Annotated in this window: 25 protein-coding genes; 13 read left to right on the top strand and 12 right to left on the bottom strand. The window is 45.3% G+C overall.

All coding sequences use genetic code 11. From position 1 onward, the window contains the following. The first annotated feature begins 42 nt into the window (after positions 1 to 42). From ICE89_RS03695 to ICE89_RS03675, 5 genes are read left to right on the top strand one after another with little or no spacing between them, the layout of a single operon-like run. On the top strand, positions 43 to 372 hold the full coding sequence (locus ICE89_RS03695; protein ID WP_216264887.1) for a helix-turn-helix transcriptional regulator: 330 nt from the start codon (positions 43 to 45) through the stop codon (positions 370 to 372). After that, on the top strand, positions 369 to 848 hold the full coding sequence (locus tag ICE89_RS03690; protein ID WP_216264886.1) for an arsenate reductase ArsC: 480 nt from the start codon (positions 369 to 371) through the stop codon (positions 846 to 848). Before ICE89_RS03695 ends, ICE89_RS03690 begins: the two co-directional genes overlap by 4 nt. Continuing rightward, positions 845 to 1,888 (top strand): ACR3 family arsenite efflux transporter, encoded by a 1,044-nt coding sequence (gene arsB, locus ICE89_RS03685; RefSeq protein WP_216264885.1) that lies wholly within the window; start codon positions 845 to 847, stop codon positions 1,886 to 1,888. Before ICE89_RS03690 ends, arsB begins: the two co-directional genes overlap by 4 nt. 8 nt (positions 1,889 to 1,896) lie before the next feature. Continuing rightward, positions 1,897 to 2,289, top strand: coding sequence for a hypothetical protein (locus tag ICE89_RS03680; RefSeq protein ID WP_216264884.1), 393 nt, complete (start codon positions 1,897 to 1,899; stop codon positions 2,287 to 2,289). A 56-nt stretch (positions 2,290 to 2,345) separates the two neighbouring features. Next, positions 2,346 to 2,603: a hypothetical protein gene (locus ICE89_RS03675; RefSeq protein ID WP_255537315.1), complete on the top strand. Its 258-nt coding sequence runs from the start codon at positions 2,346 to 2,348 to the stop codon at positions 2,601 to 2,603. A 32-nt stretch (positions 2,604 to 2,635) separates the two neighbouring features. On the opposite strand, the gene ICE89_RS03670 is transcribed toward ICE89_RS03675, so the two are convergent. Further along, positions 2,636 to 3,514 carry a hypothetical protein gene (locus ICE89_RS03670; RefSeq protein ID WP_216262154.1) on the bottom strand — a complete coding sequence of 293 codons (879 nt, stop codon included), beginning with the start codon at positions 3,512 to 3,514 and terminating at the stop codon, positions 2,636 to 2,638. Positions 3,515 to 3,731: 217 nt separating this feature from the next. On the opposite strand from ICE89_RS03670, the gene ICE89_RS03665 reads away from it, so the two are divergent. Continuing rightward, a complete protein-coding gene (locus tag ICE89_RS03665; protein WP_215320203.1) occupies positions 3,732 to 3,947 on the top strand; it encodes a YdcH family protein in 216 nt (71 codons plus the stop codon). A 63-nt stretch (positions 3,948 to 4,010) separates the two neighbouring features. Here ICE89_RS03665 and ICE89_RS03660 read toward each other — a convergent pair whose 3' ends face one another. Next, complete coding sequence (locus ICE89_RS03660) at positions 4,011 to 4,355, bottom strand: zinc ribbon domain-containing protein YjdM (protein ID WP_216262152.1); 345 nt, start codon at positions 4,353 to 4,355, stop codon at positions 4,011 to 4,013. Positions 4,356 to 4,421: 66 nt separating this feature from the next. On the opposite strand from ICE89_RS03660, the gene ICE89_RS03655 reads away from it, so the two are divergent. Continuing rightward, positions 4,422 to 6,221, top strand: coding sequence for an AsmA family protein (locus ICE89_RS03655; RefSeq protein WP_216262151.1), 1,800 nt, complete (start codon positions 4,422 to 4,424; stop codon positions 6,219 to 6,221). 27 nt (positions 6,222 to 6,248) lie between these two features. On the opposite strand, the gene ICE89_RS03650 is transcribed toward ICE89_RS03655, so the two are convergent. Genes ICE89_RS03650 through ICE89_RS03640 form a run of 3 tightly spaced genes read right to left on the bottom strand, consistent with a single transcriptional unit; the run spans position 6,249 to position 7,085 of the window. Continuing rightward, positions 6,249 to 6,596, bottom strand: coding sequence for a phage holin family protein (locus tag ICE89_RS03650; RefSeq protein WP_216262149.1), 348 nt, complete (start codon positions 6,594 to 6,596; stop codon positions 6,249 to 6,251). A gap of 59 nt (positions 6,597 to 6,655) precedes the next feature. Then, positions 6,656 to 6,853 (bottom strand): SlyX family protein, encoded by a 198-nt coding sequence (locus tag ICE89_RS03645; RefSeq protein ID WP_216262147.1) that lies wholly within the window; start codon positions 6,851 to 6,853, stop codon positions 6,656 to 6,658. Positions 6,854 to 6,863: 10 nt separating this feature from the next. Next, the gene (locus ICE89_RS03640; protein ID WP_216262145.1) at positions 6,864 to 7,085 is read right to left on the bottom strand and encodes a hypothetical protein; all 222 of its coding nucleotides are present in this window, start codon (positions 7,083 to 7,085) and stop codon (positions 6,864 to 6,866) included. A 33-nt stretch (positions 7,086 to 7,118) separates the two neighbouring features. Here ICE89_RS03640 and ICE89_RS03635 point away from each other — a divergent pair, with 33 nt between their 5' ends. After that, positions 7,119 to 8,117 carry an LLM class flavin-dependent oxidoreductase gene (locus tag ICE89_RS03635; RefSeq protein ID WP_216262143.1) on the top strand — a complete coding sequence of 333 codons (999 nt, stop codon included), beginning with the start codon at positions 7,119 to 7,121 and terminating at the stop codon, positions 8,115 to 8,117. Here the strand turns inward: ICE89_RS03635 and ICE89_RS03630 are convergent. Both ICE89_RS03630 and ICE89_RS03625 read right to left on the bottom strand, forming a co-directional pair. Next, positions 8,112 to 8,528 carry a putative toxin-antitoxin system toxin component, PIN family gene (locus tag ICE89_RS03630; RefSeq protein WP_216262141.1) on the bottom strand — a complete coding sequence of 139 codons (417 nt, stop codon included), beginning with the start codon at positions 8,526 to 8,528 and terminating at the stop codon, positions 8,112 to 8,114. The two genes, ICE89_RS03635 and ICE89_RS03630, sit on opposite strands and share 6 nt — an antisense overlap. Before the next feature lie 9 nt (positions 8,529 to 8,537). Further along, entirely contained in the window at positions 8,538 to 9,083 is a 546-nt protein-coding gene (locus tag ICE89_RS03625) for a YaeQ family protein (RefSeq protein ID WP_216262139.1), read from the bottom strand. Between the two features lie 120 nt (positions 9,084 to 9,203). Between ICE89_RS03625 and ICE89_RS03620 the strand changes: the two genes are divergently transcribed. The 4 genes from ICE89_RS03620 (at position 9,204) to ICE89_RS03605 (ending at position 15,159) form a co-directional block, all read left to right on the top strand. Next, entirely contained in the window at positions 9,204 to 10,817 is a 1,614-nt protein-coding gene (locus ICE89_RS03620; RefSeq protein WP_216264883.1) for an NAD(P)/FAD-dependent oxidoreductase, read from the top strand. An 18-nt stretch (positions 10,818 to 10,835) separates the two neighbouring features. Next, positions 10,836 to 12,251, top strand: a complete 1,416-nt coding sequence (gene hemN / locus ICE89_RS03615; RefSeq protein ID WP_216264882.1) for an oxygen-independent coproporphyrinogen III oxidase — start codon at positions 10,836 to 10,838, stop codon at positions 12,249 to 12,251. 169 nt (positions 12,252 to 12,420) lie between these two features. Continuing rightward, positions 12,421 to 13,056, top strand: a complete 636-nt coding sequence (locus tag ICE89_RS03610) for an OmpW family protein (protein WP_216264881.1) — start codon at positions 12,421 to 12,423, stop codon at positions 13,054 to 13,056. 156 nt (positions 13,057 to 13,212) lie between these two features. Further along, on the top strand, positions 13,213 to 15,159 hold the full coding sequence (locus ICE89_RS03605) for an ATP-binding cassette domain-containing protein (protein WP_216264880.1): 1,947 nt from the start codon (positions 13,213 to 13,215) through the stop codon (positions 15,157 to 15,159). A 9-nt stretch (positions 15,160 to 15,168) separates the two neighbouring features. On the opposite strand, the gene ICE89_RS03600 is transcribed toward ICE89_RS03605, so the two are convergent. The 4 genes from ICE89_RS03600 to ICE89_RS03585 form a co-directional block, all read right to left on the bottom strand. Continuing rightward, on the bottom strand, positions 15,169 to 15,477 hold the full coding sequence (locus tag ICE89_RS03600) for a chaperone modulator CbpM (protein WP_216262641.1): 309 nt from the start codon (positions 15,475 to 15,477) through the stop codon (positions 15,169 to 15,171). 5 nt (positions 15,478 to 15,482) lie between these two features. Then, the gene (locus ICE89_RS03595; protein WP_216264879.1) at positions 15,483 to 16,463 is read right to left on the bottom strand and encodes a DnaJ C-terminal domain-containing protein; all 981 of its coding nucleotides are present in this window, start codon (positions 16,461 to 16,463) and stop codon (positions 15,483 to 15,485) included. A 61-nt stretch (positions 16,464 to 16,524) separates the two neighbouring features. Beyond that, positions 16,525 to 18,072 carry a UxaA family hydrolase gene (locus tag ICE89_RS03590; RefSeq protein WP_216265019.1) on the bottom strand — a complete coding sequence of 516 codons (1,548 nt, stop codon included), beginning with the start codon at positions 18,070 to 18,072 and terminating at the stop codon, positions 16,525 to 16,527. 26 nt (positions 18,073 to 18,098) lie between these two features. Continuing rightward, on the bottom strand, positions 18,099 to 19,061 hold the full coding sequence (locus tag ICE89_RS03585) for a tripartite tricarboxylate transporter substrate binding protein (protein WP_216264878.1): 963 nt from the start codon (positions 19,059 to 19,061) through the stop codon (positions 18,099 to 18,101). Between the two features lie 54 nt (positions 19,062 to 19,115). Here ICE89_RS03585 and ICE89_RS03580 point away from each other — a divergent pair, with 54 nt between their 5' ends. Next, positions 19,116 to 20,261 carry a mandelate racemase/muconate lactonizing enzyme family protein gene (locus ICE89_RS03580; protein WP_216262126.1) on the top strand — a complete coding sequence of 382 codons (1,146 nt, stop codon included), beginning with the start codon at positions 19,116 to 19,118 and terminating at the stop codon, positions 20,259 to 20,261. Here ICE89_RS03580 and ICE89_RS03575 read toward each other — a convergent pair. Further along, positions 20,248 to 21,183: a 3-hydroxyacyl-CoA dehydrogenase family protein gene (locus ICE89_RS03575; RefSeq protein ID WP_216262125.1), complete on the bottom strand. Its 936-nt coding sequence runs from the start codon at positions 21,181 to 21,183 to the stop codon at positions 20,248 to 20,250. The two genes, ICE89_RS03580 and ICE89_RS03575, sit on opposite strands and share 14 nt — an antisense overlap. Positions 21,184 to 21,201: the final 18 nt, after the last annotated feature.

Here is a 21,201-nt window from a genome sequence, read left to right as displayed (position 1 = left end):
GCTTGTCACAATTCAGAAATATATTTCGATATAATTGGAAATATGAAAAATACTGATGCCATCAAAGCTTTCCTGGCGCTAGGCCAAGAGACCCGCTTGAATATTTTTCGCTTGATAGTTCAACGTGGTGATACTGGATTAACGCCTAGCGAGATTATTGAAAAACTAGGGGTTGCCAACGCCACACTGAGTTTTCACCTGAAAGAACTAGTAAGCGCTGATTTATTGTCAGTAGAGCGTCAAAGTCGCAATCTCATCTATCGACCCAATGCAGACTTGGTGCAAGAGTTAAGCGGGTTCTTACTTGAAAACTGCTGCGGTGGCAAATCCTGTGCTCCAGCATCGATCTTTAAAAAGGCGAAGGCTAAATGAAACAATTCAATATTCTCTTCTTGTGTACCCATAATTCTGCTCGGTCTGTTTTGGGGGAGGCACTTGCTTCAACTCATGTCAGCGGCAAATTTGTGGGCTACTCAGCAGGATCCACTCCAGGCACTTCAGTAAATCCATTTGCACGTGAGTTGGCTTTGCAGATGGGTTACGACGAATCTAAATTACGCTCCAAGTCATGGGATGAGTTTGGTTTGCAAGATGCCCCGAAGATGGATTTCATTATTACGGTTTGTGATAACGCGGCAGGCGAAGTGTGCCCATTTTGGCCGGGTAAACCGGCTACCGCCCATTGGGGATTCCCAGATCCATCGCAAGTGACTGGATCGGATGACGATAAACGCCGTGCATTTAAAGAGGTCATGATTGGCTTAAAAAAACGCATTGATCTTCTGGCAGATATGCCTTTAGATCGACTCAATTCACTTAGCCTTCAAGAAATTCACGCTAAATCATGAGCACAGTTACCAGCAAGCTTTCCTTTTTAGATCGATATCTCACTGTTTGGATCTTTGCTGCCATGGCAGCAGGTATTGGCTTGGGATATTTTGTTCCTGGAGTAGAGGGGTTCATTAATTCCTTTCAATCGGGCACTACCAATATCCCAATAGCCATTGGATTGATACTGATGATGTATCCACCGTTTGCGAAGGTGAAGTACGAAGACTTGCCTGACGTCTTTAGAGATAAGCAGATCTTTGGATTGGCATTCTTACTCAATTGGATTGTTGCGCCTATCTTGATGTTCTTCTTGGCCATCCTCTTTGTTCCCAATCAGCCTGAATACATGGCAGGTCTTATTTTGATTGGGATAGCGCCTTGTATTGCCATGGTGATTGTCTGGAACGATATTGCCAAAGGCTCTACGGAATATGCAGCTGGCTTAGTGGCTTTTAACGCAGTGTTTCAAGTGCTGTTCTTTAGCCTATACGCCTATTTTTTCTTAACTGTCTTGCCACCATATTTTGGCTTTGCAGGATCCGTCGTCAATATCACCATTGGTGAGATCGCTAAGACGGTTGCTATCTATCTAGGCGTTCCTTGTGTTGCAGGATTCTTGACGAGATACATTGCCCTCAAATTTGTGTCGAGAGAGTCATATCAAAATACTTTTGTTCCCAGAATAGGCAAACTCACCTTAATTGCTTTGCTCTTTACTATCGTAGTGATGTTTAGTTTGAAGGGTAAGCTAATTCTTCAGTTGCCAATGGATGTGGTTACCATCGCAATTCCATTGCTAGTCTTCTTTGTGGTGATGTTCTTGCTGACATTCTTGATCACTATCAAAATGGGTATTGAGTACAAGCGCTGCTGCACTTTATCGTTTACAGCATCTAGCAACAACTTCGAGTTAGCCATTGCAGTAGCCATTGCCGTCTTTGGAATTAACTCTGGAGCAGCCTTTGCGGCAGTGATTGGGCCCTTAGTAGAGGTGCCGATCATGATTGGGCTGGTTTCGGTTGCTTTATGGCTTAGGGATAGATTTTTTAAGTCTTAAGGAGACTTATGAAGACACAGTCATTATTTTCTGCGTTAACAGCCGTGTTATTTGCTAACTTGTCTTTTGCACAAATGCCGCCCCCAATGATGCCTAGTCAAGGAATGCAGCAGGGCATGTCAAGACCGCCTCAAGGGAGTCAAGGAAGCATCATACGAGACGATCCTCATCGACCCGTTGACCAAATTAGTCGTGGTCTTGGGGTGACGCCAGACCAATTTAGAGCTTGCTTTAATGATGTCAATCCCGCACCCCAAGGTTCTTTGCCGGGTTCCAATCAGAAGCATGCCAATAAGCAAGTTCTCTTAAGCTGTCTCCAGCGTGCAAATCCGAGTATTACCAATAACAGCCTAGATGCGGTGATGGATCAATACAGGCCTGGGGGCAGGGCGGCTCAGTAATTCGGGTGCCCTAAGATAGAATCAATCTATCCCTCATCTTTTAGGCGGTATTGAAAATGGTACGTCATTACTTAGTGGTTTTTCTAGGCCTGATGTTAGCGGCCTGCTCAACACCAGTTAGTCAGTTTGGTGTGTACAAGCAATCAGATGGCACAGTTGGGGTTCATGCGCCCAAAGATGCAAAAGAAAATGAAGCGCAAGAAATGGCGCTCGAGGAGTGTAAAAAACTGGGGAAGAGAACTGCGACGATTGTAGAAAGCAGAAAAACGGTCAATGACCGTTTTCCCTTAACTTATATCTATCTTTGCAGATAGTGGCGAGTAGTTAATTCGCCATTCATTGGTGCTTAGCTAAGCAACCACTTCTTAATCGACTTGTTGACGCACATCGCATCTAAAGCAAGACCAAAGAACTCAGAACCGTTGGTAACCATGCTTTCGATTGCTTCCACTTTGCCAGACTTGATGCCACGCAAATAGGTTGCAGCACGGTAACGCAAGAAGTGCTCAGTTTCACCATTTTCATTCTCGGTTGGGCAGATTTCAAGGCTGCCATAGCGAGTTTCTGGGTTAATGTTGAGAACAGCTAGGCTCAAAGCCCCAACCAATTTCTCGGGCACTGGGATAGGCACATAGGAGTAGAGGGAGATCATCATTTCCTCTTCGTCTACTTCAATGATGTGATCAATGTCCAGCACATCTTTTTCGGTTAACTCTGTCTCACCAGAATCGCCACCACCAAATGTGGATTCAAACTGCAACATTGCAGTATTGCTTCCTTTGGAGATCTCGATCATGTCAGGGTAGCCAAGCAAACCTTTCCACCAATACATCAACGAGAAGGTGCAGGGCTTTACTTCAACCAATCCCTTGTTAGTAGACTTTGCAAAATACAGGCCGTAAAACTCATCATCTTGCTCAAGACCATATTGGTCTACTTTAGGTGATTTAGATGAAGCAGGTTTTGCAGTCTTCTTGGCAACTTTCTTCGCTGCTGGCTTTTTGGCCGCAGGTTTCTTTGCCACTAATTTTTTAAGTGCCACTTTTTTGGCAGCAGGCTTCTTTGCGGCCACTTTCTTGGCTGCTGGTTTTTTCACTACCTTTTTGACCGTCTTTTTGCTTGCTACTTTCTTGGCAGTAACTTTCTTGACAGCTTTTTTAACAGGGGCTTTTTTTACCACCTTGGTAGCTACTTTCTTTTTTGCTGGAGACTTCTTTGTAGCCATGGTTTATTACCCTTCTTTCGGTAGTTATCGTGCTTGATGCACTTTCTGATATTACTGCAAATTCCCTCGGGAATTGCCCTTTCCTATATGGGGTTTGTCCCACGGAATACAAGGGAGGGGATGAAATAAATAGATGGCAGAAGGCATTGTTCTTGGAATGGAGGGTTGCTACACTAAAAGCGTGAAGTTTTGTGCAACCTAAATATCAAGAGGGCTTATGTTTCCTGAATATCGCGAACTCATTACCAAGCTGAAAACGACAGATCGTCATTTCTCGCATTTATTTGATAAGCACAACAATTTAGATCAAAAGATCCAAAGAATGGAGTCCCATTCAGAGCCGAGTACTCCAGAAGAAATCGAGACCTTGAAAAAGGAAAAGCTCCTTTTAAAAGACCAGATTTATGCCGTCTTAAAGAAGGCAAGTAACTAGCTAAGCAACTAGCTAAGCAAATAAGCAAGCATTGATTTGGAAAAGCCTAGAGGCAAAATGCTCCTAGGCTTTTTTCAGGAAGCAGGCCTTGAGTAGCATATTGCCCGCTTCTGTTTTGCAGTCGACTTCATGATCACCTGATACCAGGCGAATCCCTTTAATCTTGGTGCCCACCTTCAGGGTAGTGGAAGAGCCTTTGACCTTGAGGTCTTTGATGAGGGTGACTGTGTCGCCATCTGCTAGAAGATTGCTATTGGCATCTTTCACAATGAGCCCAGCCTCAGACTCTTCTGCAGCAGCAGCCATAGGCCATTCATGGCCACACTGGGCGCAAACATAATTTTCCCCATCGGGGTAGGTCATATCTTCCTGGCAGGCAGGACACTTCGGTAGATTATCTGTGCTCATCACTTCATTTTAGTCTAGGGGTAATGAGTCTTGGCCCTCATCTAGTACTCGATTTAGAATGGGTAAGTGAATAAAACCCTGAAGATTTCTCTTATTGCTTTGTTAGGCTGTCTTGCCATAATGGGTTTGGGCGCATGGTACGCGTCCTCTTTTGTAAATCCTGCCCAGGTAACCAAGCTCCTGAGTTCTTCGGTAAAAGAGGCTACTGGGCGTGAGTTGAAAATCACCGGTCCAGTCAGTCTGAGCCTTTTCCCATCAATTAGCGTAAAAGCAGAACAGGTGTCTCTGAGCAATGCCTCATGGGCAAGCATTCCTGACATGTTCATATTCAAGAACATTGAGTTAGATATTAGGATACTTCCGCTTCTGAAAGGTAGCGTTGAAATCAGCAGAATCGGTATCAGGGGACTAGAAGCAAACTTACAAACCAATAAGGCTGGGGAGGGTAATTGGAATCTCACTCCGCCTACGATAGTTGCCAGTGGTTTGCCAACACAGTCTGCAACTAGCGATTCTTCTAGTAATGCCCTTGTCTCCATTAAAACTCTTGATGTCGTAGATGCCCGTATCAATTATCAAGACGGACAAAAAGCAGCCAGCCCGATTAGTATTCCTAAACTTTCTTTAGATGCTAGCGATGGGAAGTCTACGATTCTGGTAGATGTGCAGCGCACTAATTACACATTGAACCTAAAAGGCAAAACAACTTCACTGCGTAATGCTTACTTCGCTTGGAATCAATCTCCAGTAAACCTAGATCTCGATTTAGTTTTGACTTTAAACGGTAAGTCGCTTGCAATTTCGGGCGAGATCGATAAAAAGCCAGATCTATTGCCAAAATTCAATATCAATCTCAACTCAAAGTCCTTTGATTTAGCACCCTTAGCGGGTTCTGTTGTTATTGCTGGATCAGCTGGAAAAACTTCCCAAGCATCTACACATAAGGCCCAAGGAAAGTATTTATTCACCGATGACGCATTGCCGTTTGATCTTTTGCCTTTGGCTGATGGCCTTATTAATATCAATATTGCTGAGCTTGGGATTCCGCATCAGGCGCCATTTACGAACTTTAAAACGACACTTCAATTTCAGAAAGATAGGATTGATGCGAGTGATATCAGCTTTAATGTAGGTAAGGGAAGTGCCCAAGCACAGCTGTCCATTAATCAGTTCACGAGCCCTGCGCCTAAGATTTCTGTGAAGGGTATTGCTAAAGACTTTGCCTTAGAGCAGATTATTGCCGTCACCGATTCAAGCGCTAGAGTTTCTGGTGGTGATACAAAAGTGGCCTGGAACTTACAGGGAAGTGGTGTGAGCCCACATCAAATGGTTAGTCGAGCTAATGGGGCTATTCAGGTTTCAGTGGGTCAAAGTAAATTAGATTCGAAGTTCATCAATAAAGGCGGGGACTTTGTCATCACTGTAATAGATGCAATCAATCCGATGTATAAGAAATCCAATCAAACTACTTTGAATTGTGCTGTTGCCTACTTACCCATCAATAGCGGGATGGTAAATATTCAGAATTCAGTTGGCATTGAGACGGACCGTCTTGATATCACCTTAGCGGGCACAATCAATCTTGCCAACGAGGCTCTCAATATCAGTATTAATCCAAGAGAAAAATCAGGCCTTACAACGGGCTTGGATCTGGCCGGACTTGTAAAGATTGAGGGAACATTACAAAACCCGCAAACTGGAGTGAATAAGGCAGGAGTGGTGAATAGCGCCGTCTCTATTGGGTTAGGCTTCTTAACCGGCGGCATAAGTATCGCGGCGGAGAATGCTAAATCATTGGCGACCAAGTCGCAGCCATGTAAAACAGCACTGCACTCTTGGTCGGACATCTATCCTGCTAGCAAGTAAGCCTAGCTAAGCTCGTAAATCAGCTTCTTAAAAAACTAAGCCGCTGACAAAGAGGCTAAATAAAGAAATAAAGATGCTGGCAAAGAACGCTGTCCAGAAGCTGGAGATCGTAAAGCCACTCACCACTGTAGAAACCAGCATCAATACCAAGGCATTAATCACGAGCAAGAAGAGGCCCATGGTTACTACTGTTAATGGCAGCGTGAAAAGAATGAGCAAAGGCTTGACGATGGCATTGGCAAATCCCAAGAGTAGGGCAGCGATTAATAGTGAGCCACCATCTGCAAAGCGCAAGCCACTAAAGATATAGCTGGCAACCCAAAGAGATAAAGAAGTCAGGCCCCACTGGACTAGAAATAAAGTTAAGTTGCTCATGGATATTCCTTTGCTTATGTTGTAAGGGGTTTATGCCTAATGACTATATTAGCAGCTGATTAATAGTGTGGGGGGATTTCATCTTTAGAACTCCCGCCTCCGCCGCCACTGCCGGCTTGCTCTTTGATTGCCTTTAACTCGCGATACAGAAATTCGATTTGCTGTTGCTGTTTGTAGATTGTCTCATTGAGTTTCTCAATTAAGTCTTCCGTGAAGCTCAATTTGATTTCTAGATTAGTGATGCGTTCTTCTGACATAACTTACTTTCTATTCTGAGATAAGCTCAAAGCGCCCATCTTCCATTTCTGCTTTAGGTCTAATCCAAAAATCATGCGATTGCATGGATTCGTAAACATAAGCTGGCTCCAGATTTGCTTCTACATTAGCCAAGAAGACAACCTTATAAAATCCACCAGTCTTAATGTGTCGCAATTTACTGCCTGGCTTAAAGAGGCCATCGTCAGGATCGGCCATTTTGGGTTTAATCATGTCAACAATGCACTTTCTCGGTATGATCTAGCGATGGCAAATTCCATCCCATACTCCATTCTAGATATATCTCCGATTCCTCAGGGTTTTACTGCTGCCGATGCACTTCGTAACTCTTTGGATGTGGCAAGGCATGCCGAAAAATGGGGCTATACCCGCTATTGGGTAGCAGAGCATCACAATATGACGGGCAATGCGAGCTCTGCAACTGCAGTCTTGATTGGCTATATTGCTGCTGGCACCTCCCATATCCGAGTGGGCTCTGGTGGCGTCATGTTGCCAAATCATGCTCCCTTAGTGATTGCTGAGCAATTTGGCACCCTAGAAGCTTTATACCCAGGAAGAATTGAGCTTGGCTTGGGCCGTGCACCCGGTACCGATCAAATGACTGCTAGGGCATTGCGTAGGGACTTATTGGGCAGTGATGATCGCTTTCCGCAGGATGTCCGTGAGTTACAGCATTATTTTGGCCCGTTACAAGAAGGGCAATCTGTAAAGGCGATACCAGGAATCGATAGCAATGTTCCGATCTGGATTTTAGGTTCTAGTTTGTATGGAGCTCAATTAGCCGCTCACTTTGGCTTACCTTATGCCTTCGCTTCTCACTTTGCGCCAGAGCAGCTTTTAGAGGCAATGAAGATTTATCTTGAGCTCTTTAAGCCATCAGCTCAGCAAGCTAAACCGTATGCAGCATTTGTGATGAATGTAGTTGCTGCGGATACCGATGAAGAAGCTCAACATCTATTTACTACTCTGCAACAAAATGTTGTCAGAATGCGGCGCAATACTCGCGGACAATTACCGCCCCCAATTGCTGACATAAATGAATTTTGTGAGCCTCATGAACGAGCAGCTGCAGATCATACCTTGCAGGTTTCAGTAGTGGGTTCGCTAGAGACAGTAAAGAAGGGGATGCGTCGTTGGTTGGATCTTACTGGCGCAAACGAAATCATCTTGACTGGGCAAATTTTCGATCATCAGGCTCGTCTCAGATCTTTTGAGATTGCCGCACAGGCCGCGCAAAGCCTATAAGATCGCTGCGTTGTAATCTGCGGTAATCAATACTTGTTCTTTTGCAGCCTGATTCGCAAATCGCAGCACTGCATTGTCTTTGCTGATTAAGATGCAGGGCTTTGCGGTGTAAGCAAGATCTAAAAAGACTTGATCATCTGGGTCTTGGCATATCCAGGGCGCTTTGACCAAGTTTTTATCATCCATGATTCTTGTTAAACCATGCCATTGCTCGCGAATTTGCTCTTGTTGCACTTCATCAAGCGAAAACAGGGGGCGAGCAATCACATCAGTAAATTCTTCTAAAGTGATTGGAGTTGCTAGGGCATCTATTTTGCCTTCAATCAATGCTTGTTTTAAATGAAGTGCTCTAAAGTCATTGAAGACAAAAAGATCTAGCAATGCGTTGGTATCAAAAACTACTACCTTCATTTATAACGCCTATTGATTGTTGCGCCAAATCTCTGGGGTAATGGTGACCTGACCTTTATCGGAGGAAACATATGCTTCGCCATCTTGCACATTGACATGGATCACCATGCTGCGCTCAACCAACTTGTTCAGCTCTTCCGCTTGTTCTGCTGGAATAGAGACTATTTGTAAATTGCGAGCACGATTGAGTTTGTTGGCAATACCATCCCACCAGATTTTGCTGGTATGTCCGCCATAGCAATAGACAATCACTTGATCAGCACGACCACAGGCTTTCAGAATACGACGCTCGTCTGGTTGGCCGATTTCAATCCATAACTTGATTGCATCGGTAAGATCTTTAATCCACAGATCGGGTTCGTCGGTATCACTCAAACCCTTTGTAAACACTAGATCCTCATTTGCCTGCAATGCAAAGGCAATGATGCGGATCATCATCCGCTGCTCAGTCTCAGAAGGGTGCTTAGCAATAGTTAATGAATGGCTGCCATAGTAGTGGCGGTCAGAATCTGCGACATGAAGGTCGGCTTTGTGGATAGTTGCGCGTAGAGCCATGACCTATTATCGCCTTTATGAACTAACTCCTGGCCTGAGTGAGCTTATAACCAGTATTATTTGGCTTAGGGCTCCTGATGAGCCTGGAAATGCCTCAAATTACTGTGTGCCGTAAAACCCATGATCCGTATTACTGAATTACGTCTACCAATTGACCATGCTCCAGAAGCTTTGGAGAAGGCGATATTGAAGCGTCTCAATCTAGATGCCAAAGACTTAATACGATTTGAAGTCTTTAAGCGTAGTTACGATGCTCGAAAGAACGTCGCTCTCTCTTTTATCTATACGGTTGACTTATCTGCAAAACATGAAGATGTTCTTCTGAAGCAATTTTCTGGAGATATTCATGTAAGACCATCCCCGGATACGAGCTACCACTTTGTAGCAAAAGCCCCTGAAACTATAGACTCTGGAAAAGCACTGCGCCCAGTAGTCGTTGGATTTGGCCCATGCGGTATTTTTGCTGCTCTAGTGTTAGCGCAAATGGGCTTTAAGCCAATTGTTCTTGAGCGTGGAAAAAAAGTTCGTGAACGCACTCAAGATACCTGGGGCTTGTGGCGTAAGAATGTTTTAAATCCAGAATCCAATGTGCAATTTGGCGAGGGTGGGGCTGGTACGTTTTCAGATGGTAAGTTATATAGTCAAATCAAAGATCCTAAGTTTTATGGACGCAAGGTCATTTATGAGTTTGTGAAAGCCGGCGCTCCCGCAGAGATTACCTATGTAGCTAAGCCCCACATCGGCACCTTCCGGCTAGTTGGCGTGGTAGAGAAGATGCGTCAAGAAATTATTGACTTAGGCGGTGAGATTCGGTTCTCGCAAAAGGTGATTGGCTTTGATATTGAGAATGAGCAAATTACCGGGGTCAAGATTGAGGGGCAGGCAGATCTACCTGCCAACCATGTCATCTTGGCTTTAGGGCATAGTGCACGGGATACCTTTGAAGCCTTGCATCATGCTGGCGTCTTCATGGAAGCTAAACCCTTTTCTGTTGGCTTTCGGATTGAGCACCCACAGTCACTGATCGATAAAGCACGCCTTGGTCCTCATGCGGGCAATGAGTTAATTGGTGCGGCAGATTACAAATTAGTCCATCACGCCAAAAATGGTCGTTCTGTCTATAGTTTTTGCATGTGCCCTGGTGGCACAGTAGTCGCTGCTACCTCCGAGCCGAATCGAGTTGTAACCAATGGCATGAGCCAATATTCTCGTAACGAACGAAATGCCAATGCGGGCATCGTTGTTGGCATTACGCCAGAAGATTACCCAGGCGGCCCATTAGCAGGCATTGAGTTTCAGCGTGCTATTGAATCAAAGGCTTTTGAATTAGGTGGTAGAACTTATGAAGCGCCGGGTCAGCTGATTGGCGATTTTTTAGAAGGGAAGGCTTCCACTCAGTTTGGTAGTGTGATGCCGTCGTATAAGCCGGGTGTTCATTTAACGGATCTGGCAGAAAGCTTGCCTGCTTATGCCATTGAGGCGATTCGTGAAGCGATTCCTGCTTTTGAGAAGCAAATTAAAGGCTTCTCTATGAAAGATGCTGTCTTAACCGGCGTAGAGACGCGCACTTCCTCCCCTTTGCGAATTACTCGAGGCGCAAACTATCAAAGCCTAAATATCAAAGGCCTTTACCCAGCAGGTGAGGGCGCCGGTTACGCGGGTGGAATCTTGTCTGCAGGAGTTGATGGGATTAAAGTAGCAGAAGCAGTGGCGTTAGACTATCTGTCAAAGTAAACACCACATAAGAATCCTATGAACCCCGTAGCAACTCATTCATCAGTCGAAGAAAAAGAAGTACTTTTTCATCCAGAGCTGTTGAAAAGGTTTGATATCAATGGGCCGCGCTATACGTCCTATCCCAGTGCTGATCGATTTCATGGGGATTTTTCTGAGGCTGACTATTTAGGAGCGCTGGAGCGGGTGGCCAAAGCTAATGAGCCACTGTCCTTATATTTCCATTTACCGTTTTGCCCCAATATTTGTTATTACTGTGGCTGCAACAAGATCATCACCAAGGATCATGGGCGTAGCGCCAAATACATCAAATATCTCGCTAAAGAAATGGCCATAGTGACTAAGGCCATGGGTGCTCAGAAAAAGATTCCCGTTACACAATTGCACTGGGGTGGTGGTACCCCCACTTTTCTATCGCATGAAGAAATGACAGAGTTAATGCAGTACACTCGCGAGCATTTTGAGTTACTACCTGGCGGTGAGTATTCGATTGAGATTGATCCGCGCCGCGTTACTGAGCAAGATATTGCACTCTTGGCTCATCTGGGCTTTAACCGCATTAGCTTGGGTGTGCAGGATTTCAACTTGGCAGTTCAAGAGGCTGTTCATCGCGTACAAACGATTGAAGAGACACAGGCAGTTATGGATTGGTCTAGAAAGCATGGGTTTAAATCCAGAAGCGTTGACTTGATCTATGGCCTACCAAAGCAAACGCCAGAGACTTTCAAGGAAACGGTTGATGCGGTATTGGCTATGAATCCCGATCGTCTTTCTGTCTATAACTACGCACACTTGCCACATATCTTTAAGCCGCAACGCCGTATTGCTGAAGCTGACTTGCCTGCGGCAGCAGATAAGCTGGATATTCTCTCCAATACTATTGCACGCTTAGGTGAGGCAGGATATGTTTTTATTGGCATGGACCATTTCGCTAAACCAGATGATGAATTAGCTATTGCCCAACGAAAAGGTAAGTTGCATCGCAATTTCCAAGGCTACTCCACTCAGGCAGAATGCGATCTTCTAGCATTTGGAATTTCTTCAATTGGTAAAGTGGATGATTGCTACTCTCAGAATGTGCGCACTTTGGATGAATATTACGAGGCATTAGATGCTGGTTACTTACCGGTGCTCCGAGGTTTGCGTCTTGATGAAGACGATTTGATGCGCCGTGAGTTAATTGGTGAGTTGATGTGCCAATTTGCCTTAGACACCAAAGCTTTTGCAACATCACATCAAATTGAATTCTCAAATTACTTTAAGACGGAAATAGAAGAGCTCAAGAGTCTAGAGGAGGTTGGTCTCCTCAACTGGGAGGGTGAAAGTATTTTGGTTCCCACCAAAGGTCGTCTACTTGCTAGACGGGTAGCCATGACTTTTGATCGGCACCTCAGAGAATCTCGAGCCAAAGGGACCTATTCCAAGGTTCTGTAAGGGTAAGTCTGAGGTAATTTGATCTAGATCAAATAAGCCCAAAAACTCTGTTGCTTTTTAACCAATAAAAAATCTCCAGCCTCAGTCAATTTGATTTACATCAAATTGCACTCCCTTCATCAATTCGAAAATGATTTCATCGAAATTGATAAGAAAAAGGGAAACCATCATGCGTATTAAGACACTCATAGCAGCAATGGCTGCTGTAACATCCTTAGCCCCAATCGCGGCTCAAGCTCAAGCAGAAGAAAATCCATGGATGTTGCGTGTCCGTGCGGTGGATCTGCTTTGGCAAAATGGACAGTCTGGCTTGGTTCAAGCCGCAAACGTAAAAGCTAAAAATCAAGTTATTCCTGAGTTTGATGTTTCTTACTTTTTCACAAAAAATATTGCTGCTGAATTGGTGTTGACATGGCCGCAGCAGGTGAATATTACTTATGGCCCAGGTAGTGCCAACGCCGGTAAGATTACAGCTTTGCCGCCATCACTTTTAGCTCAGTACCACTTTACTGATTTAGGTGCTTTTAAACCTTATGTTGGCGCTGGTATCAATTACACCATCTTTGGAAATCGTCAAAATTTCCCTGCGCTCGGAAATCAGGTTCAAGTTGATCAGTCAAGCGTTGGTTTTGTTGGTCAAGTTGGCATGGATTACATGCTGGATAAAAATTGGGGTTTAAACGTTGATGTGAAATATGCAACTATGAATACCAATGTAACTGGTAGCGGAGCGCTTGCCGGCGCATCTGGCAAGTTGACATTGAATCCATGGATGCCAGCTGTTGGTGTGACTTACAAGTTCTAAGAATTTAGTTCTTAGGTCTTAAGATAGAGCCCCTTAGGGGCTCTATTTTTTGACTAGTCCAACCTACCAAGTCCCGCATGGCCTGCAAGGAAGGAGAAGTCTTCCCGAAATGAGCAGAAATATCTCCTCTTTTGAGGAAATGACGATAATGTCAGCATGGCTTTAATCGTACTCACTGATGCAAAACTGGCTTTTGGCCACGTTGACCTCCTCGCAAACACCGCTTTCTCACTGGAATCTGGTGAACGTGTTGGCTTAATTGGCCGCAATGGCACTGGTAAATCTTCTTTGTTGAAGATATTGGCCGGTATAGAAAAAATGGATGATGGCCTGTTGCAATATCAGCAAGGCCTCAGAACTGCTTATGTTCCTCAAGAGCCTATATTTGAGGCTGAAGAGACTGTCTTCGAGGCGGTATCGAAAGGCGTTGCTCAAGCTAAGGCCTTGCGCGAGGAATACGAGGCTCTTAGCGTTGGTGAATGGGATGATGCTTCCCATGATCGTCTTGACGAAGTGCAGTCGCAATTAGAGGCTTTGAGCGGTTGGAATTGGGAGCAACGTGTTTATGAAACATTAGATCGTTTGCACTTAGAGACTGATCTCAAAATCAATACACTTTCTGGCGGCACTAAGAAACGGGTTGCCTTAGCGCGTGCTTTAGTTGAGATGCCTGACGTGCTGCTACTTGATGAGCCAACCAACCATTTGGATTTGGATTCGATTGCATGGTTAGAGGAATTGCTCAAAGAGTATCAAGGCTCAGTCATTTTGATTACCCATGATCGCGCCTTCTTGGATAACGTCTGCACCCAGATTGTTGAGCTCGATCGCGGCATCCTCCGTAGCTACCCTGGTAACTTTACACAATATGAAGTTTTAAAAGAACAAGAACTGAATTCTGAATCTTTGGCTAATGCTCGTGCCGATAAATTATTGGCGCAAGAAGAGGTCTGGATTCGTAAAGGGGTTGAGGCACGCCGCACTCGAAGCGTTGCCCGAATTGCCCGTTTAGAAAAATTACGGAGTAGCCGTGCCGAACGCAGAGATGCGATGGGGCAGGTGAAGTTGGCTGTTTCTGCTGGAGATCGAAGCGGCAAGATTGTGGCTGATCTTCAAAACGTTAGCAAAACCTATGATCGTCCGATTGTGCAAGATTTCACGGCAACGATTTTGCGCGGTGATAAGGTTGGTTTACTGGGTCCTAATGGCGCAGGCAAAACAACTTTGCTGAAATTGATTTTGGGAACTATTGCGCCAGACTCTGGTACCGCAACTATGGGTACACGTATTGAGGTCGCTTACTTTGATCAAATGCGCGAAGGTTTGGATCTGAATGCTTCGCTGGAAGATTACATTAGCCCAGGTAGTGAGTGGATTGAAATCAATGGCAATAAAAAGCACGTTAAGAGTTACCTGAGCGATTTCTTATTTGCTCCTGAGAGAACCAATTCCCCAGTAAGTACTTTATCGGGTGGTGAGCGTAATCGTTTATTACTAGCACGCCTATTTGCGCGGCCTGCAAACGTCTTGGTCTTGGATGAACCTACTAACGATTTAGATATTGATACTTTAGATTTGCTTGAGCAACTCTTGCAAGACTATAAGGGCACGGTTTTCTTGGTCAGTCATGATCGTTACTTCCTAGATAACGTCGTCACTAGCATTATTGCCAACGAGGGTGATGGCTTCTGGCGTGAGTACGAAGGGGGTTATGAGGATTGGAAAATCCAGAAAGCGCGCTCAGACAAAATTCGTGCTGCCACTGCCAATGCCAACACAAAATCTGTAGATAAGCTTGAGGTCAAAGCAGAGGCAAAGGTAGAAGCTAAGACAGAAGCTAAGACAGAAGTTAAGCCTGTAGCTAAGAGTGGAGTTCAGAAGCTCAATGGCAAAGAGCGCCAAGAACTGGAAGTTTTGCCATTACAGATCGAGACATTGGAAACTGAGCAGGCCGACATTGGTATTGCCATGAGCAATCCCGATCTCTATAAAAATGAACCTGAGTTGGCAGCGAGCATGCAAGCGCGCTTGAGTGAAATCACTGCTGACTTAGATCAAAAGCTACAACGCTGGGAGCAGTTATTGAGTCGTTCAGAGTCTTAGTGCTATAGCCTAGTCGCGAGGTAAACGAGCGCGCAACTGGGCGATTTCATCAAGCAAGTCTAGTGCTAAGGCAACCCCAGGCACATTCAACTCGAGATCATGGGTGAGGTGTGCCGCGGTTTTTGCTCTTCGCAAAGAGTCGCCACTAAAGCGCCAATTCTGAGGTGAAGAGCCGGCTGGACTTAAAACACCTTCGGATACCCAGGTCATGATGAGATCTTCAGGTGTGCGTGAGGCATGAGAGAGTTCAACAATGGTCATGTGCACCTCATTCTCTACAACAGCACCTTCAATCCAAGTGATATTGGTTTGTGTCATATCAATCATCTCTTCAAGTGTGTTCTAGGGTTGAAATCAAAAGCCTTCTCAAAGGCTTGATAAGCTTCTTTTTGTGATTCAGTATCAGCAGGAGGCAAGGCGATAGAAGGTACCGCATATAAATCACCTGGCTCTGAACTTGGTATGCCTTTACCTTTAAGGCGCATCTTCCGACCAGCAACAGTTCCGGCGGGGATCTTCAATTCTAAAGTACTGCCTGCAGGAGTGGGGACGTTGACGGTAGTACCCAGTGCCGCTTCCCACGGCGCCAAAGGAATATCGATGAAGACATCCTTGCCTTCTACGCGATAAATAGCGTTAGGATGAAATTCTATTTCGAGATAGAGGTCACCAGCAGGGCCCTCGCCAACACCAGGGCCACCTTGTCCAGAGAGTCGCAGATTTTGGCCAGCCTTAATGCCTTTAGGGATGCTGACATCTAACTTGCGTTCTTGGGTACTGACGTGGCCGCTTGCATCTTGCACGGGCATATGTAATGCAATAGTGCGCTTAGCTCCGTTATAGGCATCTGCGAGATCAATCAAAATTTTGGCGTGATGATCTTGGCCTTTGAAATTCATACCCTGGCGAGGATTGCCACCACGACCACCTTGGCGATGTTTGCCGCGACCAAACAGAGATTCAAAGAATTCGCTTTGATCACCTTCAAAACCGCCACCGTAACCTGGATGACCACCGCCAAAGCCGTCATCAGAATATTCAAAGCCTTCATTCCAATTTGGCGGAGGGGTAAAGTCTTGACCGTTTTTCCAGTTCTCGCCAAAGCGATCGTAGGCTGCGCGTTTCTCAGTGTCCTTTAAAACGGCATAAGCTTCGCCGATTTGCTTGAACTGCTCTTCAGCACCAGGCTCTTTATTAACATCCGGATGGAACTTGCGCGCCATCTTGCGATAGGCTGATTTAATCTCAGCTTCAGTGGCGCCACGAGCTACGCCAAGAGTTTCGTAGTAATCCCTAAATTTCATAAGCCTGTTTCAGTTTGATTTCTGTCTGGGTTGAGCTAATAAGATTGATTCTACAGTTCTCTTAGCTCATTACCCCAATTTGCCATGGAACAAATTCATAATCTCCTAGGCCAAGAAGTTCGCTTTTGGAGGCCTCCCCGGAGGCAGTACGCAGGAATAACTCAAATATCCGCTGACCCATCTCCTGAACGGAGACGGTGCCATCCAAAATCTCACCGCAATTAATGTCCATATCTTCAGTAAGGCGCTGGTACATTGGCGTATTGGTGGCTAATTTGATGCAGGGCGCAGGCTTAGAGCCGAACATGGATCCACGACCGGTGGTAAAGGCAATCAGATTAGCGCCGCCAGCGATCTGGCCAGTGGCGGATACGGGGTCAAATCCCGGGGTATCCATAAATACAAAGCCTTTAGTGCTCACTGGCTCTGCGTACTTATAGACTTCCATTAGAGGACCAGTGCCACCCTTCATGGAGGAGCCTAGGGACTTCTCAAAAATATTCGCTAAACCACCAATTTGATTGCCGGGACTTACTTGCCCGTTAATTTGCACATCTCTACCAACAGAGTATTCATCCTTCCACCAGCGAATTCGCTTAATGAGCTTTTCACCCACTTCTTTGCTAACAGCGCGGCGGGTAAGGGTGTGCTCTACACCATAAATCTCTGGGGTTTCCGAAAGAATGCCAGTGCCACCATGACGGGACAAAATATCAATCGCAGCACCTAGTGCAGGATTGGCTGTAATTGATGAAAAGCCATCGGAACCACCACACTGCAAGCCAACAGTCAGGTGACTTGCTGATACCGTTTCCCGTTTTACTTGATTAGCCGCAGGCAGAAGTGCTTTGACAGCTTCGATGCCAGCCTCAATAGTTTTGCGCGTACCACCCGATTCTTGCATGATGAAGGTATGCAGAGTATTGCCTTCGGCCAGGTCCTCCTGCTCCATCAAACCTTTTAATTGATTGCGCTCGCAACCAAGACCCACAATTAGAGCAGCCGCTAGGTTGGGGTGACGAGCATATCCAGCCATAGTGCGGCGAAGTAATTGCATCGGCTCACCACTCATCTCCATGCCACAGCCGATGTCATGACTAAACGCTACGACTCCATCTACATTAGGAAAATCTTTCAATCTTTCAGGGGTAAACCAATCTGCAATTTTGTTCACAACAGTTGCCGAACAATTTACTGTCGATAGGATGCCGATGAAATTACGTGTTCCTACTTTTCCATTGGGTCTGACATAACCCTGAAATGTAGCGCGCTGATCTTCAGGTAATAATTGGGTCGGCTTATATTCGCTTGCATAAGCATAGTCACGATCAAACTCGCGAAACTCGGTATTGTGGCTATGTACCATCGTGCCGGGTTCAATGTCGGTATTCGCAAAACCTACCGTGACGTTGTATTTCAGAATTGGCTCGCCCTTGAGGATCTTTTTGGTAGCAATTTTGTAGCCAGCAGGCACTTGGCTGCGACTTGTAAAGTTCTCGCTAGGAACTTCAGCACCAATTCCAACATCAACCCGTGCGACCACAATATTGTCATTAGGATGCAGACGAATAACAGGGCCAGCCAGTTTTTTTTCAGAGATCTCAATCATCGGTTTCTTTCGATTCAATAGTTTAATTATTCAGCAGTTGCGCCAGATTTCTTAACAATAGGGGCCCACTTAGCCACTTCGGACTTAATGTAGTCACCCAAATAGTTTGGGGTACTGGTGACCACTTCAAAGCCCTTTCCATTAATTTGCGCTTTGATTTCTGGATTGTTAAGCACACTGATGAGTTGTGCATTCAGTTTGTCGACAATCACTTTTGGTGTCCGTGCTGGTGCAACGATTGCGTATACAAGCTCAACTTCAAATTTAGGTAGGTACTCTGAAATCGCTGGAATTTCTGGGGCGCTTGGAGAGCGTTTAAGACTGGTAATACCTAGTGGGATCAATTTTCCAGAACGCACATAGGGTAAAGCTGCAGGCGTACCAACAAGCGCAGTTTCAATTTGACCACCAAGTACATCAGTTAATGCTGGTGCGGCGCCCTTATAAGGCACATGCAGAATATCGGTTCCCGCTTGCGTATTAAATAGTTCGCCACCTAGGTGAAGTGGTGTCCCAGCACCTGATGAGGCAAAGCTTACTTTATTGGGATTAGCTTTCGCATAGGCAATGAGTTCTGGAATTGTTTTGAAAGGTGCCGATGGGTTAGCGACAAATAATAGCGATGAAGATGCGACCAAGCTGACAGGAGCAAAATCTTTAACGAGGTTGTAATTCAGTTTTTTATAAAGCGTTTCGTTAATAGCTTGGGTGCCCACCATCATCAGAAAAAGGGTGTAGCCATCGGGTTTGGAATTGGCTACATACTCAGCGGCAAGATTAGCGCCTGCGCCCGGCTTGTTTTCAATAATGATAGGTTGACTAAGGTTTTCGCCAAGTTTGGGAGTAAAACCTCTCGCCAAAACATCAGAAGGCCCACCCGCAGCAAATGGAACGATTAGCTTGATGGGTTGAGTGGGATAGCTCTGCGCCTGTATGCTGTTGGTAAAGCCTATGCTAACTAGCGATAATGCAATAAAGATTTTTCTCATGTAATGTTCTCCGTATTCTTATTGTTTATTCTTATTTAAATGTTGTGTAAAAAAATGAAAATCACTCAGGCAACCATCTTCCCGCTTTCAATTCCACTCATTGAGCCAATCAAGATGGCTAAAGAAGTGATTGTGGATGCCAAAACTGTATTGCTTTGCCTCACCGATGAAGAGGGTCGCCAAGGTTGGGGTGAGGCATCTGTTGCACCCCTCATGACTGGCGAGACTCTCGAGAGCCTATTAGCGAGCGTAAAGTATTTGGTGGAAAAAGCACGTGCAATTGAGTGGGGTGATCCTAAGGATTTTTCTAAACTATTTGATGCAATTTTGTATGGCAATCCATCAGCTAAGTCTTGTTTGGAGATGGCATTACTTGATCTGTATACACAGAAAAATTCGATCGCGCTATGGAAATATTTGCGCTCATTTGCTGTAGGCGTTGCTTCACCGGAAGTGGCCCAGATTCCCTTGCTGCGCATGCTTGGCGGTTCATTGGAAAAAGAAATCGCTGACGCTAAATTATTTCGTGAAGCAGGATTTAAGCATTGGAAAATAAAGATTGGTTCTTTATCAGTTGAAGAGGATTTACGTCGAGTCAAGGCGCTCTCAGATCTGCTAGAGGGCGACGTCATTTCAGTGGATGCTAACGGTGCCATGTCATTAGAAGGGGCTATACAGTTTTGCACCTCAAAGCAGGCGTGCAAACTGTCATTTGCTGAACAGCTGATTAACGCAGATTCTGCAATGGCTGATTTCGTCTTGCTCAAGCAGCAATCCCCAATTCCAATTGGCTTGGATGAATCTATCCATGGCACAGATGAGATAGAGGAATTTGTGAAAGCTAAGGCCCTTGATGGCGCTAGTCTAAAACTTATTAAAACTGGCGGTGTACTGGCGGCCTGCAAAAGCGCACAAACCTTGCGAGCAAATAATCTAAAACTCAACTTAGCTTGCAAAGTAGCAGAAACATCTCTAGCGGGGGCTGCAACAGCATCCATCGGTTTTGCGATAGGAGATGTGCCTTGGGGATTTAGCATGTCAAATCAATATCTACGCTTTGATATCTGCGATCGTCCATTAACGGCAACGCATGGCCATCTTGATATCGCTCAATTGAGCTCTATTGGCATCGGGATTACTCCCAACCTCGATCTTGTGAAAGATGCTGTAGCTCAAGATTACTCAATCATTCAATATTGAGAACGTCAAAAGCAGCCTTCAACCTACGAGAGTAGGAGTCGGAAACAGTTTTGATTTCTTCCGGGGTCCACTTCCTAAATCCTTCCCCAGCTTTCATACCTGTTTTCCCATCGGCCATGAGTTGCACTACTTTTGGAGGTAAGGCAGTGATATTAGAAAGCGAAGGATAAATTTCCTTAGCGGCATTCGCCATTCCATCCCAGCCTGAAATTTCTTTTTGTGTCATCGGGCCTACAGCGGCGTAACGGAAGCCAAAGCTATATCTCACCGCATCATCAATATCGGCTGGCGTAGCAATTCCCTCTTGTACGAGCGAGAGCGCTTCTCTCATCAAAGCATGTTGAATACGGTTCGCTAAAAATCCAGGAATATCCTTCTTTACCAGGACGGGCTTCTTTTCGATAGCCCGATACAGTTCGCAAGCTTGCTCCGCATATTTGAGCTCTGTTTTTTGTCCCATAACAATCTCAACCAGAGGAACAACTTCTGCGGGCATGAAATAGTGCGCACCCATCATACGGTTTGCAGTTTTGAGGCCTTCTGCAATTTTGCTGATGGGGAAGCCTGAGCTATTGCTGCCAATAGGAATATCTAGTGGCACCACTTGATCAAGGTGTTGGAAAACTTTTTGTTTTAGTTCTAAGTTCTCGGCAACAGTCTCAATCACCCAGGAGAATTGATTCCAGTCCTGCCAATCCTCTAGGACCCCAATGAATTGCTGCTTCTTTATGTCAGCATCATCTTTAGCGGCATTGTCTCCAACCATACCTATTTTTTTTGCAAGGCTGATGGCTTTATCCAAGCAGGCGTCAGCCTTGTCTTTTGATCTCCCCAGAATCACTACGGGTATGTTTTGGGCAATAAAGCCGGCTGCAATGCCAGCACCCATGATTCCAGTTCCAATAACAGCTACAGATTTCATATTTTTCAACCTATTCGG

Origin of the sequence: Polynucleobacter sp. AP-Kaivos-20-H2 (assembly GCF_018882215.1) — a bacterium.
GTDB lineage: Bacteria > Pseudomonadota > Gammaproteobacteria > Burkholderiales > Burkholderiaceae > Polynucleobacter.
This window is presented reverse-complemented; position numbering and strand designations above follow the sequence as displayed.